The sequence below is a fragment of the Fontibacillus panacisegetis genome, from assembly GCF_900102215.1.
Lineage (GTDB): Bacteria > Bacillota > Bacilli > Paenibacillales > Paenibacillaceae > Fontibacillus > Fontibacillus panacisegetis.
Map to the genome: position 1 here is coordinate 11,445 of NZ_FNBG01000041.1, position 23,845 is coordinate 35,289.

At 45.4% G+C, this 23,845-nt stretch carries 23 protein-coding genes, 8 tRNA genes, 1 rRNA gene and 1 pseudogene; 4 read left to right on the forward strand and 29 right to left on the reverse strand.

Features of this window, described 5'->3' with window-relative positions; all coding sequences use genetic code 11:
- Positions 1 to 5: 5 nt before the first annotated feature.
- From BLS49_RS22250 to BLS49_RS25865, 4 genes and pseudogenes are all read left to right on the forward strand, one after another.
- Entirely contained in the window at positions 6 to 920 is a 915-nt protein-coding gene (locus BLS49_RS22250) for an ABC transporter ATP-binding protein (protein WP_091235921.1), read from the forward strand.
- Complete coding sequence (locus BLS49_RS22255; protein WP_091235923.1) at positions 917 to 1,630, forward strand: ABC transporter permease; 714 nt, start codon at positions 917 to 919, stop codon at positions 1,628 to 1,630. The genes BLS49_RS22250 and BLS49_RS22255 overlap by 4 nt, the downstream gene beginning before the upstream one ends.
- A 1-nt stretch (position 1,631) precedes the next feature.
- A complete protein-coding gene (locus BLS49_RS22260; protein WP_091235924.1) occupies positions 1,632 to 2,366 on the forward strand; it encodes an ABC transporter permease in 735 nt (244 codons plus the stop codon).
- A gap of 307 nt (positions 2,367 to 2,673) precedes the next feature.
- Positions 2,674 to 2,797, forward strand: a pseudogene (locus BLS49_RS25865) (response regulator); the annotation flags it as partial.
- A 142-nt stretch (positions 2,798 to 2,939) separates the two neighbouring features.
- Here BLS49_RS25865 and BLS49_RS24920 read toward each other — a convergent pair.
- From BLS49_RS24920 to BLS49_RS22400, 29 genes are all read right to left on the reverse strand, one after another.
- The gene (locus tag BLS49_RS24920) at positions 2,940 to 3,089 is read right to left on the reverse strand and encodes a hypothetical protein (RefSeq protein WP_175471512.1); all 150 of its coding nucleotides are present in this window, start codon (positions 3,087 to 3,089) and stop codon (positions 2,940 to 2,942) included.
- Between the two features lie 97 nt (positions 3,090 to 3,186).
- Positions 3,187 to 4,137 (reverse strand): thioredoxin-disulfide reductase, encoded by a 951-nt coding sequence (gene trxB, locus BLS49_RS22265; protein WP_091235926.1) that lies wholly within the window; start codon positions 4,135 to 4,137, stop codon positions 3,187 to 3,189.
- 105 nt (positions 4,138 to 4,242) lie between these two features.
- Complete coding sequence (locus BLS49_RS22270) at positions 4,243 to 5,973, reverse strand: tetratricopeptide repeat protein (protein ID WP_425432173.1); 1,731 nt, start codon at positions 5,971 to 5,973, stop codon at positions 4,243 to 4,245.
- A gap of 219 nt (positions 5,974 to 6,192) precedes the next feature.
- Positions 6,193 to 7,140 carry a ribose-phosphate diphosphokinase gene (locus BLS49_RS22275; RefSeq protein WP_091235927.1) on the reverse strand — a complete coding sequence of 316 codons (948 nt, stop codon included), beginning with the start codon at positions 7,138 to 7,140 and terminating at the stop codon, positions 6,193 to 6,195.
- 72 nt (positions 7,141 to 7,212) lie between these two features.
- On the reverse strand, positions 7,213 to 8,034 hold the full coding sequence (gene hisJ / locus BLS49_RS22280) for a histidinol-phosphatase HisJ (RefSeq protein WP_091235960.1): 822 nt from the start codon (positions 8,032 to 8,034) through the stop codon (positions 7,213 to 7,215).
- A gap of 14 nt (positions 8,035 to 8,048) precedes the next feature.
- Entirely contained in the window at positions 8,049 to 8,762 is a 714-nt protein-coding gene (gene hisIE / locus BLS49_RS22285; protein ID WP_091235929.1) for a bifunctional phosphoribosyl-AMP cyclohydrolase/phosphoribosyl-ATP diphosphatase HisIE, read from the reverse strand.
- Entirely contained in the window at positions 8,759 to 9,517 is a 759-nt protein-coding gene (gene hisF, locus BLS49_RS22290; protein ID WP_091235931.1) for an imidazole glycerol phosphate synthase subunit HisF, read from the reverse strand. Before hisF ends, hisIE begins: the two co-directional genes overlap by 4 nt.
- A 264-nt stretch (positions 9,518 to 9,781) precedes the next feature.
- On the reverse strand, positions 9,782 to 10,519 hold the full coding sequence (gene hisA / locus BLS49_RS22295) for a 1-(5-phosphoribosyl)-5-[(5-phosphoribosylamino)methylideneamino]imidazole-4-carboxamide isomerase (RefSeq protein ID WP_091235932.1): 738 nt from the start codon (positions 10,517 to 10,519) through the stop codon (positions 9,782 to 9,784).
- 79 nt (positions 10,520 to 10,598) lie between these two features.
- A complete protein-coding gene (gene hisH, locus BLS49_RS22300) occupies positions 10,599 to 11,234 on the reverse strand; it encodes an imidazole glycerol phosphate synthase subunit HisH (RefSeq protein ID WP_091235934.1) in 636 nt (211 codons plus the stop codon).
- A gap of 2 nt (positions 11,235 to 11,236) precedes the next feature.
- The gene (hisB, locus tag BLS49_RS22305; protein ID WP_091235936.1) at positions 11,237 to 11,848 is read right to left on the reverse strand and encodes an imidazoleglycerol-phosphate dehydratase HisB; all 612 of its coding nucleotides are present in this window, start codon (positions 11,846 to 11,848) and stop codon (positions 11,237 to 11,239) included.
- Complete coding sequence (hisD, locus tag BLS49_RS22310) at positions 11,835 to 13,145, reverse strand: histidinol dehydrogenase (protein ID WP_091235937.1); 1,311 nt, start codon at positions 13,143 to 13,145, stop codon at positions 11,835 to 11,837. Before hisD ends, hisB begins: the two co-directional genes overlap by 14 nt.
- A 48-nt stretch (positions 13,146 to 13,193) precedes the next feature.
- Positions 13,194 to 13,823: an ATP phosphoribosyltransferase gene (hisG, locus tag BLS49_RS22315; protein WP_091235939.1), complete on the reverse strand. Its 630-nt coding sequence runs from the start codon at positions 13,821 to 13,823 to the stop codon at positions 13,194 to 13,196.
- Positions 13,824 to 13,854: 31 nt separating this feature from the next.
- Positions 13,855 to 15,048 carry an ATP phosphoribosyltransferase regulatory subunit gene (locus tag BLS49_RS22320; RefSeq protein WP_091235940.1) on the reverse strand — a complete coding sequence of 398 codons (1,194 nt, stop codon included), beginning with the start codon at positions 15,046 to 15,048 and terminating at the stop codon, positions 13,855 to 13,857.
- Positions 15,049 to 15,315: 267 nt separating this feature from the next.
- Complete coding sequence (locus BLS49_RS22325) at positions 15,316 to 16,533, reverse strand: acyltransferase (protein WP_091235942.1); 1,218 nt, start codon at positions 16,531 to 16,533, stop codon at positions 15,316 to 15,318.
- 245 nt (positions 16,534 to 16,778) lie between these two features.
- Positions 16,779 to 17,273: an acyltransferase gene (locus tag BLS49_RS22330; protein ID WP_175471513.1), complete on the reverse strand. Its 495-nt coding sequence runs from the start codon at positions 17,271 to 17,273 to the stop codon at positions 16,779 to 16,781.
- Positions 17,270 to 17,926, reverse strand: a complete 657-nt coding sequence (ppaX, locus tag BLS49_RS22335) for a pyrophosphatase PpaX (RefSeq protein WP_091235945.1) — start codon at positions 17,924 to 17,926, stop codon at positions 17,270 to 17,272. The genes BLS49_RS22330 and ppaX overlap by 4 nt, the downstream gene beginning before the upstream one ends.
- 68 nt (positions 17,927 to 17,994) lie before the next feature.
- Entirely contained in the window at positions 17,995 to 18,999 is a 1,005-nt protein-coding gene (gene lgt / locus BLS49_RS22340) for a prolipoprotein diacylglyceryl transferase (protein ID WP_091235947.1), read from the reverse strand.
- Between the two features lie 11 nt (positions 19,000 to 19,010).
- Entirely contained in the window at positions 19,011 to 19,952 is a 942-nt protein-coding gene (hprK, locus tag BLS49_RS22345) for an HPr(Ser) kinase/phosphatase (RefSeq protein ID WP_091235949.1), read from the reverse strand.
- Positions 19,953 to 20,156: 204 nt separating this feature from the next.
- The gene (locus tag BLS49_RS22350; RefSeq protein WP_091235951.1) at positions 20,157 to 21,278 is read right to left on the reverse strand and encodes an ABC transporter ATP-binding protein; all 1,122 of its coding nucleotides are present in this window, start codon (positions 21,276 to 21,278) and stop codon (positions 20,157 to 20,159) included.
- A gap of 125 nt (positions 21,279 to 21,403) precedes the next feature.
- Positions 21,404 to 22,510 carry a PucR family transcriptional regulator gene (locus tag BLS49_RS22355; RefSeq protein WP_091235953.1) on the reverse strand — a complete coding sequence of 369 codons (1,107 nt, stop codon included), beginning with the start codon at positions 22,508 to 22,510 and terminating at the stop codon, positions 21,404 to 21,406.
- A 126-nt stretch (positions 22,511 to 22,636) separates the two neighbouring features.
- Positions 22,637 to 22,709, reverse strand: a tRNA-Lys gene (locus BLS49_RS22360).
- Between the two features lie 6 nt (positions 22,710 to 22,715).
- Positions 22,716 to 22,800 (reverse strand) — tRNA-Tyr (locus tag BLS49_RS22365).
- Positions 22,801 to 22,844: 44 nt separating this feature from the next.
- Positions 22,845 to 22,917 (reverse strand) — tRNA-Phe (locus BLS49_RS22370).
- 85 nt (positions 22,918 to 23,002) lie between these two features.
- Positions 23,003 to 23,079 (reverse strand) — tRNA-Asp (locus BLS49_RS22375).
- Between the two features lie 20 nt (positions 23,080 to 23,099).
- Positions 23,100 to 23,175: transfer RNA gene (locus BLS49_RS22380), tRNA-Thr, on the reverse strand.
- A gap of 25 nt (positions 23,176 to 23,200) precedes the next feature.
- A tRNA-Val gene (locus BLS49_RS22385) sits at positions 23,201 to 23,276 on the reverse strand.
- A 10-nt stretch (positions 23,277 to 23,286) separates the two neighbouring features.
- Positions 23,287 to 23,363: transfer RNA gene (locus tag BLS49_RS22390), tRNA-Met, on the reverse strand.
- A 24-nt stretch (positions 23,364 to 23,387) separates the two neighbouring features.
- Positions 23,388 to 23,479: transfer RNA gene (locus BLS49_RS22395), tRNA-Ser, on the reverse strand.
- 78 nt (positions 23,480 to 23,557) lie between these two features.
- A 23S ribosomal RNA gene (locus BLS49_RS22400) occupies positions 23,558 to 23,845 on the reverse strand; the annotation flags it as partial.

Sequence of the window (23,845 nt, forward strand, 5' to 3'; positions counted from 1 at the left end):
AAATCGTGAAAGAACTCATAATTCAAACTGAGGAATTAACGAAAAAATATCGTGGACGTTGTGCTGTAGACCATTTAAATCTGGAAATTACTAAAGGTGATATATTCGGTTTTCTAGGACCTAACGGAGCCGGAAAAACAACCACCATCCGTATGCTGCTGGGATTGATTCAGCCTACGTACGGCTCCATTCAAATTTTTGGACGCGATCTGCATAAAGACAAGCTTTCCATCCTTCGCAGAATCGGATCACTTGTCGAATACCCTTCCTATTACGGTCATTTAAATGCCGTAGACAATTTGGAGGCCATCCGCCGGATTATCGATGTCCCTAAATCCCGTATCGATGAAGTGCTGCATATCGTCTCTCTATCGGACGAATCCCGCCGCCCGGTGAAAGGCTTCTCTCTCGGCATGAAGCAGCGTCTTGGCATCGCAGCATCCCTGCTCGCTAATCCCGATTTGCTCATTCTCGATGAACCGACTAACGGACTTGATCCTTCAGGAATTCACGAAATTCGCGAGCTCATCAAAAGCCTGCCCAAGCAATATGGCATTACCGTGCTTGTCTCCAGTCATTTACTCGGAGAAATGGAGCAGATGGCCAACACCATAGGCATTATTCGTGAAGGAAAAATGGTGTTTCAGGATACCATCCATAATTTGAGCTTGAAGTCCACACATGATATTGAGCTGGTCGTGTCGGAGCCGGATGCAGCATTATGGTTAGCTCGAGATTTGGGTTCTCGGGGATTGCTGCACGATGGTACGCTTACTTTTCCAGATATGAATGATCCGCAAATCGCGCTTCTGGTCAAACGCCTTGTTGAGAACGGACATGACATTTATCGAGTAGAAATGAAGAAAAAATCGCTCGAGGATATATTCATGCAGGTCATCGGGGAGGGTTCTATATTATGATGTTCCGATCGCTTTCCGCAGACTTTCTGAAAATCCGCGGCAAAGGCATTTGGCTGCTGATTTTAATAGCACCTATCGGACTTGTTGCGATGCAGGCTCTTAACTTTGGTCTTCGTTTTGACTACCTAATGAAACAATACAGTGATGATCCATGGGGTGGGCTAATCGAAAATATTGCTATGTTTGTACCTATCGCACTCTATCTCGGTTGTACACTTGTGAGCTCTCTGGTTGCCGGAGTTGAGTATCAGATGAGCTCATGGAAGCAGCTGCTTGCTCTGCCGATTTCTCGTACAGCTGTATATAGCGGTAAGTTCTCCCTGTGCTTTTTACTGCTCACGGTATCTTGTCTGCTTCTCTCCATTTTCACACTCGCATTAGGGTTAATCTTTGGGTTCGAAATGCCTTTGCCGATTGCAGAATCACTTCGTCTTGGATTGTATCCATTTCTTGCAGCCCTGCCCATGTTAGCTCTGCAGTTATGGCTATCCTTGAGCTTCCGAAATCAAGCCGTTCCTGTATCCATCGGAATTTCTGCAGCCATCATCTCTCCATTCGCGCAGCAGTTGTCCGAGTGGTTTCCGCTTAATTGGCCTGTTTTTGGATACAGCGGACCTAACCAGGCTTATTTCATCATCGCGGGTCTAGTCGTCGGTATGATCATCATGCTCATCGGTCTGATACATTTCAATCGCAAGGATGTGGATTAAATTGAGAACCTTCTTTCGAATTTTATCGTCAGAGCTTCTGAAAATATCAAAATCAAAGGTCTGGCTGCTGATTGTGGTTAGTCCCATTCTATCCACTCTGGTTGGCATCTTGGCAGAGCCCTACGAAGGGATTGATCCATGGAGAATAGTACTGGGAACAATGGTATTTCTTCACGGAATGCTGTTTTTGCCGATTCTGGCTGGGCTATTCCCTGCTTTTATTTGCCGATATGAACATACTGGTGGCGGTTGGAAGCAACTGCTTGTCCTGCCTGTATCGAGAAGTGCCGTATACTTAGCCAAATTCACCATCGTTGCAGGGCTGCTGGCTGTCTGCCAATTGCTTTTCCTCGCAGGCATGCTTATAGCCGGATGGATTCAGGGCTTCACCGATCCAATCCCGTGGGGGATAGTAGCCACTTGCCTATTTGGAGGCTGGTTCGCTTGTCTTCCGCTGGCCGCACTACAGCTCGGTATATCTTTAAGCTGGTCCAGCTTTGCTGCCCCGCTTGCTGTTAACGTCTCGCTTACCATCCCGAATATGTTAATCATCAACTCGAAGGATATTGCTCCATTCTATCCATGGGCCCAGCCTGTTTTAGCTATGATGCCATTGGGGGAAGCCGATTTTGGAGCCTTCAATCTGCCTCTGGAGAGCCTGATGGTTACTGTTCTCGGCAGCTTCCTAGTTTTCTTTGCGGCTGGACTAATTCATTTTCGTTGTAAAGAAATATAGAATTGCCAGCAGACTATAGGCGAATTGCCCCTTTGAGACAGTTTCTCAAGGGGGCTTTGCATCTGAAACATCAAGAGTGGATTGCATAATATACAAACAATGGCGTAAACCCACAGGATTGTATCACTTTCGTGATAGTCATAACGTAAATATATAAGATCACCAAGAAAACATACCATTAGGATACATCCTCGATAAATTATAATAAAAGCTAACGTTTCACTACTTCATTTTCAAGAAAAAATAACTCCCTTTCGCAGTATTCCATGTCCAATGCTATATTTTCAAAATTGTAATTTAGAATAATGAGATGCCCCGCCGAAGCGGACTCGATATTGCGGAAGAGCTTCATTCTATAGCCTTTCCTTGCCGAGTCATTATACTAAACTATTTTTGCGCGGCCGGGTTATTTTGAGAGAGCTATCAAAGCCTGACAGCATCCTTTTTCTGAATCTGACTTCCACAGATATCGGATTTCGCCAGATTCTATGATTGTCGCTCATCTCTAATCGACTTATGATATGAAATTCCTGCAGATCTGCAGGCTTTGATCATGTAAATGACCTGATTATGCTAAATTACTGCAATTGTGCAGGTTCTTTCTAAAAATCCTGTTCCAAGTAGCCCTTCCGAAAAACATTCCTGCACTTTTGCAGTTTTGTACTCATATCCTTCATTTCCACTATAAAAAACTGTATTTTTGCAGGCTTTGCTTGATATCATGATATTACTCCCGCCATTGAAAATTATACTTTCTAATATTGAACAAAAAGGCCAACCCTCAATTGTGGTTGGCCTTCCCTATATTCCAAACAGCGCATCAGAGCATACCGCTCCAATCATGCACCATACTTCCTTCAAGATATTTCTCACAATCCATCGCTGCCATGCAGCCCGATCCCGCTGCTGTAACCGCCTGACGATAACGAGTATCCTGTACATCTCCGCATGCGAATACCCCTTCAACGTTCGTTAGAGTCGTCCCTGGCTTGACTACGATATAACCATGGTCATCCGTCTGAACCTGCTCCCCAAGGAATTTGGTGTTTGGTGTATGTCCGATTGCGACAAACACACCTTCAGCCTCCACCAGCTCCTCCTGATTGGTAGCATTATTACGGACTTTTAAGCCTTTAACAATCCCGTTCTCATTCGTTACAACCTCAAGCGGGGTTCGATTCAACGCCCACTTCACCTTTTCGTTGCTTTGTGCACGTTCCTGCATAATTTTGGATGCCCGAAGCTCATCGCGTCTATGCACTAGTGTAACACTGGAAGCAAACCTCGTGAGAAAGTTAGCTTCTTCCATAGCAGAGTCTCCACCACCAATTACGATGATTCTTTTGTTTCGAAAGAAAAATCCATCACAGGTTGCACACGTACTAACCCCTCGTCCAACATTATCCTGCTCGCCCGGGATACCTAAATACTTGGCTGATGCTCCGGTCGACAGAATAACCGTTTCCGTCTCCAGTTCCTCGCCCCCTTCAATCTGAATCTTAAAGGGGCGCCCTGAAAAATCAACCTTGTCTACCCACCCAGACCTGAACTCAGCTCCAAAACGCTCAGCCTGCTTGCGCATATGCTCCATTAACTCCGGTCCCTGAATCCCATCAGGAAATCCCGGAAAATTCTCTACCTCTGTCGTAGTCGTTAGCTGGCCTCCTGGCTGAGTGCCTTCAATAACAAGTGGATTCAGATTAGCGCGGGCCAAGTATATAGCTGCCGTAAGACCAGCAGGTCCGGTTCCAACTACAATTGCTTTGTACATTGGCTTCCTCCTCAAGTATAGTAATCAAACAATGGTCACTATTCTAAGTTTTACCCAAGTTAAGCTTGCTTACCCAAGGTCAGAAGGAAGTCTGACATTTTTGCACTACTGTACTGACGGAAAAATATTTTTCATTTTTTCTTTAACACCGCACACTTCATCAATCCGGCTAGCATATCTGCGCACGGTAGAAGCGGAAATACCGTAACGCTCCGCAATCGTTTCATAAGTAACTGAACGGCGATGCATTTTAGCTATCAGATATTCTAGAGCTGCCGCCCAGCCCTCTATATGGGTAATTGCCGGAGTATTCGGATATAGCAAAGTTAGAAACTCTGCCCAAAGAGTCTCTAAATCGAGCTGTTGGCTTAAATCACAGCTGCGCTTCATCTGCTTCATAGCCAGATCGACAACCTCTTGCCACTCACTTTTCCATATCGGCAGCTTTGAAGCCACTCGGCTTGGGTCCACAATCGTAGTCGTCTCACCCCAGCATACGGGCAGCGGTTTATTAACACCGAGACTGCGAAGTACAAACAACGCCGCATCTTTCAGATAAGGATCTTCTTCAGGCTCAAGCAGAAAATCCTTCAATGCTTCCTCCACTTCAAGGTCAGCGATCAATCCAAAGGCCTGAATGACCTGGAGCTTTGTCTTTGAATCCCCATGACGCAGTGCCCAGAAAAAAGAAGACCTCACCATCGGATTTTCCCTAATTTCAGCAGGAATTCCATCTATCCCGCTACCCCATTGCTTGAACTGTTCTTCAAATGGAAGATGATATTGATAGCTGATCGGATACGGCTCTGCACCCGCGTTAATCAATTCAAGTCGATGGATATAAAAGTCTGCAAGCTCACCGTCCGGATCAAGTCGCTTAACCTGATGCCATAGAGAATTAGCAGCCTCGTAATTTCCCGTATTATAAGCTGCAACGGCAGCATAATGAGATAAGGAAGGGTCGTATTTCATATCTTCATTTTGAAGAAGACGTTTAAAATGGCCGTAAGCAGCACCATGCTGACCTAAAATTCCCATTGTCGTTGCCAATTTAAATAAATGCTCCTGATGAAACGGCACAATTTTGCTTAATCGTACCGCTAATTCACTCAGCCTTGCCAGCTCTCCTGCATGCTGATACAGAATAGCAAGATTGCATAACCCATGCAGATTGCCTGGCTCCGCCTCAAGAACCTCATGTATGGTATCAAGCGCTTTAGGGAACAATCCTAAATAATAGTAGCCTAGTGCCAGATTGTTGCGAGCCGCCATAAAATCAGGCTTCTTCTCAACGATGTCTTCCAGCAGCTTCACAGCCTGAGTGAACTTGCCCTCTTCCAGCAACTCTCTAGCTTTATCATGCTCGACTACGCCTTCCATTACTTTAATGCTCTTTATTTGTGTCGGACGATCCAACTCGTACTGAAGCAGATCCATCATTTCCTCAGCTTCCAGCAAAAACTGCCCGTTCGAATCCTGTTCCAGATAAGTAATTAGCGCTTCCTCAGCCTCTTCAAACATGTCCATATTCGCATAGTTGTTTGCCATGTAGAAATAGCATTCCGTCATAGATGGATCAATCTCTTCCAGAACGACTGCTAACGCAGCATTCGAATCCTCATAGTTACCCATTTCAGACAAAATACCCGCCATATTGCAATGGTTTACCGGATTATTCGGTTCAAATTCTACCGCTTTGCGAAAATATTTTAATGCCTTGTCATAGTGACGACGGTCAAGTGAAGAGACAGCCCTCTCAAAGAAAAAGCCCGCATCCATTGAGATCGGCAGCACTTTCCGCTGCATGTTCTCTTCAGGTTGTTGTTTCTCTTTCAAACAAGGCACCTCCCAACATACTTCAATCTTTTTTTATCCTACCTCACAGTATAACATAGTGAAAGCTGTCCTCCCACGACGAAAACGGGTAATAAATATTAAAAAATCTATAATTAGGAAAAATTGATCTTGTTACCTAAAAATAGAATAGGGACCATTCGCACATAGCGATCGGTCCCATTATCATGCTTAGACGATATATTCGCATCAATATTTCAATCAAATGCCCCTGTCCTTGAACAATGCCGCAATAGAACCGCCTTCCATGATGAACTGAGTAGCTTGCGCAAGCATCGGAGCAACCGACAACACTTTGAAATTAGCTGGAAGCTGCACAGGCTGGGCAATAGAATCCGTAATGACAACCTCTCGAATGTTCGGATGCTGCAGTTTTTGAATAGCATCAGCCGAGAACAATCCATGTGTTGCGCACACATACGCATCCTTGGCTCCGCGTTCCTTCAGCCCCTCAACAACGTTAACGATTGTCGTACCTGTATCGATAAGGTCCTCTATGATAATTGGTGTACAGCCTTGAACATCACCGATGACATGCGTAATAACGGATTGGTTATGAGCAGGACGCTTCTTAATCATGATAGCAAATGGTGAATCCAATCCATCAGCTAAGTTCTCCGCAGTAGAAGCCCGTCCAGCATCAGGTGATACTATGACAGGATTGCTAATATTTTGAGCTCTCAAATACTCTGTCATCAGATCAAGAGCTGTTAAATGGTCTACCGGAATGTTAAAGAAGCCCTGAATAGCTGGAGCATGTAAATCTATTGTTACTACTCGGCTAGCACCAGCCGTCGTAAGAACGTCCGCCAGCATTTTAGCTGAGATCGGCTCACGGGGAGCTGATTTGCGCTCCTGACGGGCATATCCGTAATAAGGCATAATGATATTAACCGTTCTGGCCGAAGCCCGTTTGGCTGCATCGATCATCACCAGCAATTCAACGAACAGCTCGTTGATGGGATGCGCGAGTGACTGAATAATGAACACATCCGAGTTACGTACACTCTCCTCATAGTGAACATAAATCTCACCACTTTTGAACCGTGACAATTTTACTCTACCCGGCTCTACACCCAATCGCTCACAAATTTGCGCCGTCAGCACTTGATTCGATGAACCTGAAAATATTCGCAGCTTGGCCCCCATAATACCTTATACCCCTCCTGAAATTTCCGTATAAATTATACTATAACAGACTCAATTGACTTGATATACACATTATTCTAACGGAATCATCGTTCTCTTTCGTTGCTCAAAGGTGGCAAGCTCCCTGACACCTATGTTATGAAGCAGCCTTCTGGCATGATCCAAATTATCACTCAGCTTCAGCGGATCATGAGCGTCTGAGCCTACTGTAAGCGGAATGCCGATTTGCAATGCTGCCTCCAGCATTCGGCGACTAGGGAACATCTCTGCACAAGGCTTTGATAAGCCTGAAGCGTTAAGCTCCATCGCAACACCCGCCTCTGCCACAGCGGATAATGCCTGATGTTCCAGTCTGATCGTCTCCTCCTGACGCGAGATATCAGGATGATTGCCGAATCTTTTAATGACATCAAGATGCCCCATAATGTCATAGAACCCGGTTTTTGCTGCCTTAGCTACTGCATCATAGTACCGTTCATACACAGCAAAGACGTTTTGACCTTCCCAGTTATGAACCTGACGGAAGTCTGAAACGTCCCATTCTCCGAGAAAATGCACCGATCCTATCACATAATCCCAAGGATAAGCCTTTACGATTTTTTCGATTTCCTGTTCCCAGCCCTCAATATAATCTCCTTCGAGACCTACACGCACTTCAATTTGTCCGCGGTACTTCTCTTTAAGAGCAAAGGCTTCCTCCACATAACGCGGAAGCTCTTCCATCGGCATGGCCATTTCAGGATAATAGGTGGCCGGATCAACGTGCAGCAGCGGCATATGATCGGACAATCCGATTTGGGACAATCCGATCTCAATTCCTCGCTGTACATATTGCTCCAGAGTACCTACTGCATGCCCGCAGCGTTCATGATGGGTATGATAATCAATAAGCACCTTGGACCACCCCATTAATCCCGGCGTGGGCGCTCATGACGCCGCTCCAGCTCATGCATAATGTCATCCAAAGGTAAATTTCGCTCACGCAGCAGCACCAGCAGGTGATAGATCAAGTCGCTGACTTCATACCGCAGCTCATCGTTGTCGCCATTTTTCGCTGCAATGATCGATTCAGCCGTCTCTTCGCCTACTTTTTTCAGAATTTTATCGATCCCTTTATCAAACAAATAAGTTGTGTATGCACCTTCCGGGCGCTCTTCGTAACGATCAGCAATTAGACGCTCCAGCTCATCCAATACAGCAAAACGGCCCCCAAGGACAGATAGATCAGCTGAAGATGACCCAGCCTGTTCATTAGCTGCTGCAGTTGCCGCTGTACGATAGAAGCAGCTATTTTCACCAGTATGACACGCTGGTCCTTTACGATTGACCTCTACGAGTAATGTATCTCCATCGCAATCATAACGAAGAGAAGTAATATCCTGCGTATTGCCAGAAGTTGCACCCTTATTCCAGAGCTCTGCACGGGAACGGCTCCAGAACCAAGTTTGCCCGGATTCAACTGATTTGCTCAAAGACTCTTGATTCATATAAGCGAGCATTAGCACTTCCTTGGATTTAGCATCCTGAACAATGGCCGGTACTAGCCCATTCTCATCCCACTTGATTGCTTCTACTAAACTCTCTAATGACAAAGATAATTGCAACGATTGACTAGCTGTCATCGAATTTCCACCCCTTTTGATTTCAGATCCTGCTTCAGATCCGGTACAGAAATTTCTTTATAATGAAAAATCGTCGCAGCAAGTGCGGCGTCTGCCTTACCTTCTGTGAACACATCATAAAAATCTGAAGTCTTACCTGCCCCGCCTGAGGCAATCACCGGAATTCCTACCAAGCTGCTTACTGCAGAGGTTAAAGGAAGATCAAAGCCGTCCTTCGTCCCGTCAGCATCCATACTCGTCAGCAGAATTTCTCCTGCACCGCGCGATTCGGCTTCCTTAACCCAGTCCAGCGCTTTTATACCCGAAGGCTTACGCCCACCATGAGTATAAACTTCCCATTCTCCCCACAATTCATTGTATTTGGCGTCAACCGCCACAACAATGCACTGCGAACCAAATCGGCGCGCCCCATCCGAGATCAATGCCGGATTCAGCACAGCTGCTGTGTTAATACCGATTTTGTCAGCACCTGCCCGCAAAATACGTTTCATATCGTCAACCTGGGAGATCCCCCCTCCTACTGTAAAAGGAATCGCGATTTCCCCGGCAGTCTGCTTGACGACTTCAATCATCGTAGCCCGGCCCTCATTTGAGGCAGAAATGTCAAGAAAGACAATTTCATCTGCTCCCTCGCGATCATAGAGCGCGGCCAGCTCTACAGGGTCTCCGGCATCGCGGAGATTGACAAAATTAACGCCTTTTACAACACGCCCATCCTTCACGTCAAGACAAGGAATTATTCGCTTTGCGAGCATCGTGTTCGACTTCCTTTCCGTTTACCTGTTATTACTTACATTCTTCTCGTATCACAAAGGAATAAAGCCTGCATTAGTGCAGGAATTTTAGACTGAAAGCACCCGTTTGCTAGAAAAGCCTGCATAAATGCAGGAATTGAACGTTAGACCAGCTATGATTAAGTCAATGAGTCCAAAAAAGATGCACTTTTGCAGGTATATTCCAATCATCTCATCTACTCTAGTAAAAAAGATGTACTTATGCAGTAATATTCACAACGAATATTACTTCAAATCCTTAATCGCCTGAATCGCCTTAGCCAAATCGATATTACCCGTATAGAGTGCTTTACCCACGATCGCTCCGCCAATACCCTTATCCGCGTATGCAGCTAGTTTAAGCAGATCATCCTGTACGGTTACACCGCCGGAGGCAATAACCGTTTTACCAGAGGCCGCAGCAAGGGAGGCAATCGCTTCTACGTTTGGTCCTTGCATCATGCCATCTCTTGAAATATCAGTAAAAATAAACGTCTCTGCACCTTTAGCCGCAAGCTCCTTCGCCAATACCTCTGCCTGAACCTCGGAGGTTTCCAGCCAGCCGCGAGTTGCCACAAAACCGCCCCGTGCATCAATCCCGATCGCAACCTTATCACCGTATGTGCCAAGGGCTGCTTCCGTAAACTCGCGATCCTCAATCGCTGCTGTACCGAGGATTACGCGGCTTACCCCAAGCGAGATCAGCTTTTTCACATCGTCAATCGAACGCATACCGCCGCCTACTTGAACAGGCACCTGCACACTGCGGGCAATTTGACCGATCAGCTCGTGGTTCACAGGAGTTCCCTCTTTAGCTCCATCCAGATCTACAAGATGAATAAAAGATCCGCCTTGAGCTTCCCAATCTTTAGCAACCTCAATCGGATTATCATTGTATATAGTCTCGCGATTATAGTCTCCTTGTACGAGGCGTACGCATTTACCTCCCCGAATATCAATCGCCGGATAAATAATGAATGACATAATGACCTTCCTCCCGCTCTTAGCATAGCAATAACAATTCGTAGCTTTTATATCTGGCCCTGATCATAACCTTAGCTCTCTAGCCCTTTGAATTCTCCGAGCCTTTAGCAAGAGACAGAAAATTCCGTAACAACGCCATGCCAAGCTCACCGCTCTTCTCCGGGTGGAACTGCATGCCGAACACATTGTCACGCCCAACAATAGCGGTGACAGGATGGCCGTAATCTGTAACGGCCACCAGATCGTCCTTACGCTCCGGCAGCACATGATAGGAATGTACGAAGTATACATGTCCTTCCTTAAGGCCTGCCAGAAGCGGACTATTCGGCTGTAGAAACTCCAGCCGATTCCATCCCATATGCGGCACTTTAAAGCCTTCGCCGCCTTTAAAGCGCACCGCACTGCCCGGCAAAATACCAAGCCCCTCGTTCTTGCCATGCTCTTCGCTCTCGCTGAAGAGCAGCTGCATGCCGAGGCATATGCCGAGCAGCGGTTTGCCGCTTGCGGCTGCCTGCCGCACTACCGCATCAAGGCCCGTCTCGCGAAGATGCTCCATCGCATCGCCAAAAGCGCCAACGCCGGGCAGCAACACGCCGTCCGCGCCAAGAATAATGTCGGCATCTCCAGTCACGATGCCCTCAAATCCGAGCCGCTGCACAGCCTTGCTGACGCTGTGCAGATTACCCATGCCATAGTCGACAATTGCTATCGCCACTGCTATAGCACTCCTTTCGTCGAAGGCACACCCGTCACGCGAGGGTCAACAGTCGTTGCCTCATCAATAGCCCGTCCAAGCGCCTTGAACACAGCTTCAATCATATGATGCGTGTTCTGCCCATAGTGGACGATAACATGCAGCGTAATCCGTGCTTCCAGCGCGAGTTTCCACAGGAACTCATGCACGAGCTGTACATCGAAGCTGCCCACCCGATCTGAAGGATATTCCGCTCGATATTCAAAATGCGGGCGGTTACTTACGTCGATAACAACTTGAGCAAGCGCTTCGTCCATCGGAATAAACACACTGGAGTAACGCTTGATTCCGCGTTTATCACCAAGCGCCTCACGCAAACATTGCCCTAAGCAAATCCCGATATCTTCAACAGTGTGATGATCATCGATCTCAATGTCGCCATGCGCCTGAACAGACAGATCAAAATGTCCATGCTTCGTAAACAAATCCAGCATATGATTCAGAAAGGGTACATCTGTCTCCAATTGGGATTGCCCGCTTCCATCTACAGCAAAAGCAAGCTTAATATCCGTCTCATTCGTTTTGCGGCTGATTTCCGCACGTCGTTCCCGCACTTCACCATTATTTGTTGTCATCGTTAGCCCCCGCCTTTCCCTCTTTAAGCAGCCGAACCTCAATCGCCCGGGCATGACCTTCCAGCCCTTCCCGACGTGCCAGCTCCATTATCGTATCGCCGTTACTGAGTAAAGCTTCCTTACTATAGTAAATCAGACTCGATTTCTTAATAAAATCGTCCACCTCAACTGGAGATGAGAATCTGGCGGTTCCGTTCGTCGGAATGATATGATTCGGTCCGGCAAAATAATCACCTACAGGTTCAGAGCTATAAGGTCCTAAGAATATCGCCCCGGCATTACGAATGCTGGCAAGGTATCCCATCGGATTATCCACTATCAGTTCAAAATGCTCCGGTGCTAATCTGTTAATAACCTCAATACCTTCTTCAATAGTACCAACTAGAATAACAGCTCCATACTGCTCAATTGAGGCTCCTGCGATATCTCGCCGCGGCAGTTCCGCCAGTTGACGCTGCACCTCCGCCTGACAAGCCTTCGCAAATTGCTCGGATGGGGTGACCAAAATAGCGGATGCCATCTCATCATGCTCGGCTTGTGACAACAGATCAGCTGCCACATAGACGGGATCAGCACTATCATCTGCCAGAACTGCGATTTCACTCGGTCCTGCAATACTGTCAATATCAACAGCTCCGAACACTTCACGTTTTGCGAGCGCCACATAAATATTGCCTGGACCACAGATTTTATCGACAGGTGCGATACTCTCCGTACCGTAGGCCAAAGCAGCTATCGCTTGCGCCCCGCCAACCCGGTAAATTTCGTTCACACCCGCCTCAGCTGCTGCTACTAGAATGTACGGATCAATCCCTGCTTTCCCACCCGTAGCCGGAGGGGTAACCATCACAATTTCCGGTACGCCAGCGACTTGAGCAGGAATAACGTTCATAAGAACTGAAGAAGGATAAGCCGCCTTACCGCCAGGTACATATACACCTACCCGATGTAACGGCCTGATAACCTGCCCCAAGAGGCTTCCATCCGGCTGCAGGTCCATCCAGGAGTTCCGCTTCTGCTTCATATGAAAAGCCCGGATATTATCAGCAGCTGCTGATATTGCCTCAACAAATGAAGGCTCCACTTGTTCATAAGCGGCGTGCAGCTCCTCCTGCGTTACTCGAAGCGAAGCTGCTTCCAGCTTCATTCCGTCAAATTTCTCCGTGTAACGAAGCAGCGCTGCATCCCCTTCTTTTTTGATATCCGCCACAATTTTGCGAACCGCTTCATTTTGCTCTGGCGATCCATATTCAACCTCTCTGCGCAAATCAAAATCCTGTGCCTTCACAATTTTCATTCCTTAGTCCTCCTACCCGTTCGCTCCGTATCTTCATTGCCTGCCCAATTACTTTGCTTGAATTACTTTACTCAGCGCATCGCATACCTGCTGGATTTCCGCGTTCTTCATCCGGTAACTTACCCGATTCGCTACAAGTCTGCTAGTAATCTCAAAAATACTCTCCATCTCAACCAAGCCATTCTCTCTAAGCGTCTGTCCGGTCTCCACCATATCGACAATTCGGTCCGCCAGGCCGATAAGTGGCGCAAGCTCTATCGAACCGTTCAGCTTAATCACTTCAACCTGCTGACCCTGCTCACGAAAATATTGTGATGCCACATTAGGATACTTGGTCGCGACCCGTTGATGAATAGCCGGCTTCCAATCAGGTAAACCAATGACTGACATACGGCAGCGGGCAATACCGAGATCAAGTAGCTCGTACACATCCCGATTTTCCTCCATTAGCACATCTTTGCCAACAATCCCGATATCGGCAACCCCATATTCTACATAAGTCGGTACGTCCACTGGCTTAGCCAAAATAAATTCCATTCCGATCTCCGGCAGCGGAATCACAAGCTTGCGAGTCTCATCCACGTCAGTAGGAATTTGAATCCCGGCCTCACGGAACAAGGCAGAAGCTTTTTTATAAATACGCCCTTTAGGCATTGCAACTTTAATTATCTCACCCAAAATAATCTGGCCCTCCCTTCAGCCTCAATCCTTAACTTTTGCTTACAAAAGAGATCGTTTCCCCGTAAGATGGTCCTAGTGGACCCACTCGAGTCTCCGCTTTAGTCAACACTTCCTCCGACTGATCAACATGCCTCATCATGACACTACGTCCTGCTGCGCGAAGTTTCCGCGCCTCTGCAAGAGCTTCCTTCCGATGAGCTGCATCATATTGCAAAAGTACAGGCAATTGCGGAGAAAATTCGATCCCGTCGACTCCGTCCAGAATACGGTTGGTTTTAAGCGCAAATCCCGTAGCTGGTGCAGGCCGTCCGAATTGCTGAAGCAAGTTGTCATAACGTCCTCCACTACATACCGGGAAGCCCAGATCCGCAGCATACCCTTCAAATGTCATGCCTGTATAGTAAGAGAAATCCCCAATCATAGTTAGGTCAATCATCACATGCTGTGCTACACCGTGATCTTCAAGTGCATCCCACACCTTGCCAAGATGCTGCACCGAATGTTGTGCAAGTGGACTATGGCTCAGTTCCAACGCCTGTCCGCATACTTCCTTACCACCACGGAGTCTGAGAATTCCCTCCAGCTCCTCTTTCTTCTCCGAAGGAATTGATAGCCCTGCTAGCGTCTCTCGAAATCCTACATAATCACGATGAAGCAGACCCTCCTTCAAAGCTTCACGATCACCCTGCTCAGGAATAGCTTCCTCGATCAAGCCATTCAGAAAACCAACATGCCCGATTGCGATCTTGAACGATACTACTCCTGCAGCTTGTAACGAAGCTACTGCTAGAGCAACCACCTCAGCATCTGCTTCCGGTGAATCATCCCCAACCAGTTCAACACCAGTCTGGAAAAACTCTGCTTCCTTACCCGCCTCTTCTTCTATAGAACGAAAAACATTAGCGTGATATGACAATCGAAGCGGTAATGGTTCTTCCTTCAATAAAGATGATACAACCCGCGCGATCGGCGATGTCATATCGGATCTTAACACCATCGTTGTTCCCCGATTGTTCAGCAGTTTGAACAGTTTCTGGTCCGATGTGGAGCTTGCCACCCCCACCGTATCATAATATTCCATCGTTGGTGTCATGATTTGACGGTATCCCCAGCTTGCCATGCAATCGAGAACACTGCGTTCAATCGCTCGTAGCTTTCCTGCTGCATAAGGAAGATAGTCGCGAACACCAATCGGTTTTTCAAATCCCTTCGGTTTCGGCAAAACCTTCACCTCTTATCATCATAGTTAAGTATCAAGTAATGTAAGATATGACTCATTTTTACTTTATTATATTAAAGTACTACCATGCTACCAAATTAAAGAATATGGCATATCTTATCATATTTACTCTTCATGCGTCAACGCTCACTATCTCTTAGTATAGTGATAAAAATCGTAACTGTCATGACTTCTGGAACTTTGCTATAACCTAACATAAGAACAAAAAGACCTAGCCTATGGGCCAAGTCTTTTTCATTTAAATTTTCATTACATATTCGTATTAACTGAGCGCTTTCCTGAGGTGCTGCCGTCCTTCACAGGCTTCTTCTTCAATGAGCTTGGCTTGCTGCCAAGGAACCATGTCGAAAGTGGAAACCATTTGAAGCAATACTGTACAAAAACCCAAGATACAAGCAATACACATATTACTCCTCCAACAATGTACAGCAAGTATAGCGGCGAATCACCAGACATCCCATTCCCACCGGTAAAATTACGATAGTACATAAGAACAACCGGATGGAATAGATAAATACCGAACGATAATTCTCCGATCCGAGTCAACGCCTTGATCCAGAATACTGATCCTTTTCGATATACTACAAACGACAATCTTAGCAGCACTATCGCTACTAACAAAGTCTGTATTTCCCAAACAATCTCAAACAATGTAGTACTCGGTCTGCTCAACCCTAGACGGAAGCTATACCATAGCTGGGCATGAATAAATGTCGCTACAATCCATACGCCCCATAACAATGCTGTCCAGATTTTGCTCTGTCTCGATAAATCCCTCCAGTCGCTATTAAGCCAGCCCTTGATCCGATCGAAAAACACGGCTATTATCGCACCCATCAAATAATAACCAATATAAGAAATCGCGTAGCTTCCCTTGTTCGAGATATGTAGCTCATACTTGTTCAGAAAATAGAAACCTAATTGCAGAGCAATACCAATAGGTATGATCATAACCTGCCAGGTTGTTCTGTTGCGCAGCTTCTGAATGATCCACAAAATCAGTGGAAACAAAATATAGAACTGAATACTAATAAAGATAAAATACAGATGTGTGTAAGCTGTTCCAGTGAGCAGCTTCATCCCAAGGGATTGCAGCTCATACATTTTAGAATTGTTGACAAAATCCCCTCTTTGCAAGGCTAGCAGTGTAAAGTAGCAGATAGAGACTAATATATATGGGATAATGATAAAAGTGAGACGTTTCTTATAGAAACGGCCAATAATTTCCCGATTCAAAGGTCTGTCGTAGTAGTTATAGAATAAGACAAATGCGCTAAGAAAAATAAAAGACGTCGTACCCATCCTAGAAAAGATGTTCCACCAATTGTAAAAATAATAGATCGAAGAATTTAAGGCTTGCCCAGCCGCTGCATTCGAGGTTGCATGAACCTGAATTACTCCCAAAATGGCGAATGCCCGAAATAGATCCAGTTGTGGCAAACGTTCCTTCCCTATTAGCTGCTTCATTGTTTACGCTCCTACAATACTTTTTTGTACCATCAATAATAATTGACTTAACTGAATCATAGCTGAATATGAGCTTAAAAAATAGAAATACCCTTAATTAATTCCGTCTTTTATACCATCTTATCCTAATTTGGACATTTTTTATAGTTTCCTTGGTCCCGCGTCTGTGCCAAAAATGATAACTGTTTAAAATAAAAAAGACCGACAGTGAATTATCGGCCTTCCCCTTTTCCTCAACACAATATTTATTCTTCTGGATTTTTCCGTTCCAATACTTGCAGCGGATTTCCACCAACAAATGATCCGGGAGCTACATCTCTATGCACTACTGATCCGGCAGCCACTACAGCACCGTCTCCAATGGTTACACCAGGCAATATCGTTGAATTTGCTCCAATTAGTACGTCATTACCAATATGGACTTCCCCTAGCCGATATTCCTTGATTAGATATTCATGCGCAAGAATAGTTGTGTTATATCCAATAACAGAATTCCGTCCAATCGTAATCAGCTCAGGGAAAAACACATCCGCCATCACCATTAGTCCGAAGGCAGTATGCTCTCCGACTTTCATGCCGAGTATCCGGCGGTAGATCCAATTTTTTAATGAAAGTATCGGACAATATCTCGCGAACTGAATAAAAATAAAATTTTTAATTCCCTTCCACGGACTTACAGTCCGATACAATTGCCATAAAGCGTTCGGACCCTCAACCGGATAACGTTGAACCTTTCTCACTTCTTCTCTGGCTCCCATCCCAACACGCGATAAATATCTCTCATATCATGAAGAATATAATCAGGGTTATACTTACTCAGCACTTCTACACCCTTCAGTGACCAAGCTACAGCTGCGGATTTCACACCTGCCGCATTCGCAGATTGTATATCAGCCGCACTATCCCCTACCATCAGTGTGCTTTCCGGATCAACATTCAGCTTCGAGATAGCCATTAATACCGGTTCAGGATGAGGCTTAGGATGCTCCACATCCTGCACGGTAACAATGGTTTCCATATACTTCAGGAGCCCGAACATTTCCAGTGCACGCATCGTTGTTGGGCGAATTTTTGTTGTAACGACACCAAGATGAATCCCTCTCTGATGAAGCTTACTAATAACTTCATTTACATGAGGAAACTCTCGTACCATCGCGTCATGCTGTGCATTATTATACGTACGGTAATCCTTGATCAGCTCCGCAACATCCTCTTTTCCTGAGAAAACTCTGAACTGCTGTTCCAATGTCGTACCCATATGTGGAATAATACGTTCTCTTGTGTACGGCTCCTCCGGGAAGTGCCTGCCCAAAACATGCATGAACGTGGAAATAATAAGCTCGTTAGTATCAATAATTGTGCCATCAAGATCAAATAACACCGTAGTTATCATCTGGCTGCTGCTCCTTTAGTTGGTGACTCCTTTAGCTGATTCATAAATGGTTGCTTCCTGTTTTGTTGCTATTCCTGCTTGTTAGTTGCATCCTGCTCTTCAGCAGAATGTTCATTAGTTGTAGCTTTAACAACAGGCTGCTGATCTACAACAACTGATTTTGTACAAACGATCGGATCGCTATACCGCGGTAAATTGCGGACCGTCTTGCGTCGAACAATAATCAATGCAATAGCGATGACAATGATAAAAATAGCAAGCAACTGTGATATCCGAACATTCCCATAAGAAGCATCCAGATTGCCTTGTTCAAAGCCCATCCAGGTCATTGGAGACCAAAGTGTGTTTACAAAGCTAGCAACCCAAGCCGCACCTTGAAATGCCAAACTATCTGTACGCAACGCCTCGATAAAGAAACGTCCGATCGAATACCATATAAAATACGAAAGGAACAACTCTCCTGCACGCATAAATTTTCTTCTTCTCAATACGAGTAGAAGGATCAGACCTGCAAAGTTCCATACCGATTCATAAAGAAATGTTGGATGATGGAATGTCCCTTGTACATTCATTTGATTCACAATAAACGATGGTAAATGCAAATAATCGCTCAAAAAGCTTTCGGTTGTTGGTCCGCCATAGGCTTCCTGATTAACAAAGTTACCCCATCGACCGATCATCTGCCCGATAATAAGTGATGGAGCACAAATATCTGCAATTCGCCAAAAATCGTAGCCGCGTCTTTTAAATAATATTACCGCACATATTATGGCCCCGATCAGAGCGCCATATATTGCGATTCCACCATTCCATATTTTGAATACATCCCAGAAGTTATCCTTGTAGTCCTCCCACTTAAAAGCTACAAAATAAATTCTTGCTCCAACTATTGCTGAAGGGACACCGAGCAATAACAAATCCATAAAGAACTCTTGGGGAATGTTAAACCGTTTTCCTTCCCAAATGGCTAACAATAAACCAGCCAATGCTCCAGCGCCAAGAATCAGGCCATACCAGCGCACTGTAATAAAACCGATTGAGAAAGCAACCGGGTCCAGCAACATGGTGTCCATTATTCACTCTCCTAATCTAAATCGTCTACATCTTCTGCAATTGTCTCTGTCAACTTCGTTGTAAATTGCAGTGCAGCGTTATAACCCATCCGTTTCAAGCGGAAATTCATCGCAGCTACTTCAATGATAACCGCAAGGTTACGTCCAGGACGAACTGGAATAGTAGCCAGTGGTACATCAGTGTCAATAATGCGAGTCGTCTCTTCATCAAGTCCCAGACGATCATATTGCTTTTCTTGCTGCCATGCTTCAAGTCTTACAACGAGTGAGATACGCTTATTGTTACGAATCGCCCCTGCGCCAAACATTGTCATCACATTAATAATGCCTACACCGCGAATTTCCAACAGGTGACGTATCAATTCAGGTGCAGTGCCATGCAATTGATTATCTGAAGTTTGGCGAATTTCAACCGCATCATCGGCAATGAGTCGGTGTCCCCGCTTAACCAGCTCAAGAGCGGTTTCACTTTTCCCGATACCACTGCTTCCTGTTATCAACATACCTACACCGTATACATCCACCAAAACCCCGTGAATAGTTGCGCTTGGTGCTAATTTCTTCTCAAGGAAGCTGGTAATACGGCTTGATAAAATTGTCGTCGCCATACTGCTGCGTAATACCGGAATATCCTTCTTGGCACTGATTTCTATAAGCTCTTGCGGCACTTCCCATGATCTAGTGACAATTATACACGGTGTCTCCTCACTGCTGCACAGCCGTTCCATACGATCCTTGCGTTCCTCTATAGGAAGCATTTCATAGAAAGCAAGCTCTGTCTTTCCAAGAATTTGTACACGTTCTGGCGGATGATATTCAAAATATCCGGCCATCTCAAGACCAGGACGATATAAATCATCTACCGTTATTACTCTTTTAAGCCCTTGCTCGCCGGAAACAACCTCAAGTCCAAACTGGTTGACCAATTCCGATACTTTTACTTTTTTAGCCATGCTGTTCTCCCTTTCCCAGACCGGCTCTCAATTCACATACACCACCGGAATGCCCTTACAAGTGTTATGTAAATAATCTCTGTCAGCTTCATTTCAATAATCTTGTATTCATCGTAAAGGAAATTGCCTCGTAAATCAATCACAGACCCTCTGCTCATACAAAAAACCGCCCTGGAGGGCGGTTTTATTAAGAAATCGAGCTGATTAGTTAAAGAATACGTTCAATTCGGATTCCTTGTCGAAGATATGGATTTTGTTCATATCAATCGCAAGTTTAACATTGTCGCCTTCACGAGTATTGGAGCGTCCATCAACACGAGCGATCAGGCCGTCAGTACCTGCACCATTCAAGTACAATTGCATTTCATGACCAAGGTTTTCAGTCAAGTATACATTTGCAGTGAATGCGGTTTGTGGAGAAGCTTCCAAGAAAACTGGCTCTTCATGAATATCTTCAGGGCGAATACCCATGATAACTTCTTTACCTACATATCCTTTATCTTTCAGAATAGTAGCTTTACCTTGAGGTACTTCCAGGTTCAGGTTAGAAGCTTTGAAGCGGATGGAGCCGCCTTCTTCAGCCAATGTACCGTTCACAAAGTTCATAGTTGGGGAACCGATGAAACCTGCAACGAACATATTTTTTGGTTGGTTGTAAAGTTCTTCTGGAGAAGCTGCTTGTTGAATTATGCCAGCTTCCATAACAACGATACGATCACCCATCGTCATAGCTTCGATTTGGTCATGCGTTACGTAGATACAAGTAGTTTCAAGACGTTTAACCAATTTAGTGATTTCCGCGCGCATTTGACCACGCAGTTTAGCATCCAAGTTAGAGAGTGGTTCATCCATCAAGAATACTTGTGGATCGCGGACAATCGCACGTCCCAAGGCAACACGTTGACGTTGACCACCGGAGAGAGCTTTTGGTTTGCGATCAAGCAAATGCTCGATGTCGAGAATTTTTGCAGCTTCGCGAACGCGTTGATCGATTTCTTCTTTCTTCACTTTGCGAAGTTTCAAACCAAATGCCATGTTTTGATACACGTTCATGTGTGGGTACAGGGCGTAGGATTGGAATACCATCGCGATGTCACGGTCTTTAGGAGCTACGTCGTTCACAACGCGGTCGCCAATGTACAATTTACCTTCGGAAATTTCTTCGAGACCTGCGATCATACGCAGTGTAGTTGATTTACCGCAACCGGATGGACCAACCAATACGAGGAATTCCTTATCTGCGATATCAAGATTAACGTCTACTACCGTTGCTTTGTCGGAACCTGGGTATTTTTTGAAAATATGCTCTAAGCGTACACCTGCCATGAATATTTCCTCCTAAAAATTATAATTTGTTGTAGTTCAACATAGTTAATGTAATCGGATACATTTCATATATTTATATTACCGAACTCAGCCTAAAATTAACATACACAAACTGCACAAAAAAACTAATCCCTTTTTGTCACTTTGTACAATAACAGTTTTAACTTAACTAAAACCGCATCCTGAAAGGTCCTTACATCCAGACCCGTCTCCTGTTTGAATTTATCAATACGATAAATCAACGTGTTACGGTGAATATACAATCGCTTTGCTGTCTCACTCACATTACAATCTAATTGAAAAAAAGTATCTAATGTAGTCAGAGTCTCCTCATCCTCAAACAGCGCGTCGTGCTTTCTGGTTTCTTCAATAAAGCGTTGCCGCTGATGACCTGGAATGCTATATACAATTCGCTCTAACTGCAATTTCCACGGTAAATGAATATGCTCTGTAACATTAAACAGTTTGCCTATCTGGAGGATTTCGCGCAAGGATACCGTAACTTGTACTAAGCTATGATCCGCTTCAATTGGTTCGTAGGCAGCTAGATGATACCCCCCTCCACCCCATTCATTTGAGATTAGCTCATAAAGCCCCTGACATAAAGCGTCAAGAACGTCATCTTCAGCTTCTTCATCGTTATCTTCCCGAAGATCCATCAACAAGCTCTCACTCACCAGGATCAACCAATCCTCACGCAAAGGAATCAGCACCATCTCTCCGCCAAAAAAACTACGAAGCAGCTTGTTCAATTTCGAAAAAGAAATTCCTTGTCCAGTACCGTGATCACAGCTTAGCATAAAGGGCAGCATCGATGACTGTATCTTACTCTTCAGGGCTATATAATCCGGAACAGGATTATTATATTGATCTCGCTCAACTTCCCCCAAAATCCATTCCCCAAGCTGCAAACTACGCGATTCATCATCACGTTTTGAGGAGGTTTTATGATCGGATTTATGACCCTCACGGATCGATGCAAGCAGAAGGTCAATAAGCGATGCTTCATTCTCAGTTATGACCGAATTATCAGCCTCAAGTACATGTACTGAAGATGCGGTTCGCTCCCATGCCCACAAATATCGATCCTGTAACCTAAGAGAACCTGAGGGTAGCATAACTGATTGCTCTGTTTCAGTCAGGGCGCTCCATGCTGAACGGTCCATTTCCGATAACGTTATAGGAATTCCTATAATTTGCTCCACTTGTTGCTTAAGAATTTTAATCTCCATAACGAAATGCCTCTCCGTCGAGTATTATTTCAAAGAATTCATGTTTATTCTATCACAATCTATCGCTACGACAAAAATCATGTGAAAAGTAAAAAAGCCGCCAACCGTAGTTGACGACTTTTGAGATGAGCCATGAAGGACTCGAACCTTCGACACCCTGATTAAAAGTCAGGTGCTCTACCAACTGAGCTAATGGCTCACAATCTGGTGGAGGCTGATGGATTCGAACCACCGAACTCGTAGAGAGCAGATTTACAGTCTGCCGTGTTTAGCCACTTCACTAAGCCTCCAGATATATATGTCTCCTCAATCCGAAGTTTGAGTGACATAAAAGTGGCTCGGGACGGAATCGAACCGCCGACACGAGGATTTTCAGTCCTCTGCTCTACCGACTGAGCTACCGAGCCATATGTATTTGAAAATGGTCAAAAAAATAAAGAGGTCCAGTTGATAACCTTCCCACTTCCTTGTGGAAACATACATAAAATTGAATGGCGGAGTCGACGGGATTCGAACCCGCGGTCTCCTGCGTGACAGGCAGGCATGTTAGGCCTCTACACCACGACTCCGCGATAGATAAAAATGAAAATGGTGCCGGCGAGAGGACTTGAACCCCCAACCTACTGATTACAAGTCAGTTGCTCTACCAGTTGAGCTACACCGGCACACTAAGAAATATAAATTTATAGATGGTGGAGGCTAACGGGATCGAACCGCTGACCCTCTGCTTGTAAGGCAGATGCTCTCCCAGCTGAGCTAAGCCTCCGAAAAAAATATGGTAGCGGCGAAGGGAATCGAACCCCCGACCTCACGGGTATGAACCGTACGCTCTAGCCAGCTGAGCTACACCGCCATATATAATATAAGCTTGTTCAAATGGCGGAGAGAGAGGGATTCGAACCCTCGCACCGCTTACGCAGTCTAACCCCTTAGCAGAGGGTCCCCTTATAGCCACTTGGGTATCTCTCCAAGCCTAATCCAAGGCCTTAATCCTTGAAAACTGGATACGAAACTAGATTTGCAAGTTAGACCTGAATATTCAGGAATTTGGATAAGCCCTCGACCGATTAGTACCTGTCAGCTCCATACATTGCTGCACTTCCACCTCAGGCCTATCAACCTCGTCGTCTTCAAGGGGTCTTACTAATTGGGAAATCTCATCTTGAGGGGGGCTTCACGCTTAGATGCTTTCAGCGCTTATCCCTACCGCACTTAGCTACCCAGCTATGCTCCTGGCGGAACAACTGGTGCACCAGCGGTGCGTCCATCCCGGTCCTCTCGTACTAAGGACAGCTCCTCTCAAATTTCCTACGCCCACGACAGATAGGGACCGAA

Bases quoted from the DNA above. Each gene is read 5' to 3' on its own strand.
- BLS49_RS22255 (WP_091235923.1), top strand. From the start codon at position 917: ATGATGTTCCGATCGCTTTCCGCAGACTTTCTGAAAATCCGCGGCAAA.
- BLS49_RS24920 (WP_175471512.1), bottom strand. From the start codon at position 3,089: ATGATATCAAGCAAAGCCTGCAAAAATACAGTTTTTTATAGTGGAAAT.
- trxB (WP_091235926.1), bottom strand. From the start codon at position 4,137: ATGTACAAAGCAATTGTAGTTGGAACCGGACCTGCTGGTCTTACGGCA.
- BLS49_RS22275 (WP_091235927.1), bottom strand. From the start codon at position 7,140: ATGGGGGCCAAGCTGCGAATATTTTCAGGTTCATCGAATCAAGTGCTG.
- hisIE (WP_091235929.1), bottom strand. From the start codon at position 8,762: ATGACAGCTAGTCAATCGTTGCAATTATCTTTGTCATTAGAGAGTTTA.
- hisF (WP_091235931.1), bottom strand. From the start codon at position 9,517: ATGCTCGCAAAGCGAATAATTCCTTGTCTTGACGTGAAGGATGGGCGT.
- hisA (WP_091235932.1), bottom strand. From the start codon at position 10,519: ATGTCATTCATTATTTATCCGGCGATTGATATTCGGGGAGGTAAATGC.
- hisB (WP_091235936.1), bottom strand. From the start codon at position 11,848: ATGACAACAAATAATGGTGAAGTGCGGGAACGACGTGCGGAAATCAGC.
- hisD (WP_091235937.1), bottom strand. From the start codon at position 13,145: ATGAAAATTGTGAAGGCACAGGATTTTGATTTGCGCAGAGAGGTTGAA.
- BLS49_RS22325 (WP_091235942.1), bottom strand. From the start codon at position 16,533: ATGAAGCAGCTAATAGGGAAGGAACGTTTGCCACAACTGGATCTATTT.
- ppaX (WP_091235945.1), bottom strand. From the start codon at position 17,926: ATGATAACTACGGTGTTATTTGATCTTGATGGCACAATTATTGATACT.
- lgt (WP_091235947.1), bottom strand. From the start codon at position 18,999: ATGGACACCATGTTGCTGGACCCGGTTGCTTTCTCAATCGGTTTTATT.
- hprK (WP_091235949.1), bottom strand. From the start codon at position 19,952: ATGGCTAAAAAAGTAAAAGTATCGGAATTGGTCAACCAGTTTGGACTT.
- BLS49_RS22350 (WP_091235951.1), bottom strand. From the start codon at position 21,278: ATGGCAGGTGTACGCTTAGAGCATATTTTCAAAAAATACCCAGGTTCC.
- BLS49_RS22355 (WP_091235953.1), bottom strand. From the start codon at position 22,510: ATGGAGATTAAAATTCTTAAGCAACAAGTGGAGCAAATTATAGGAATT.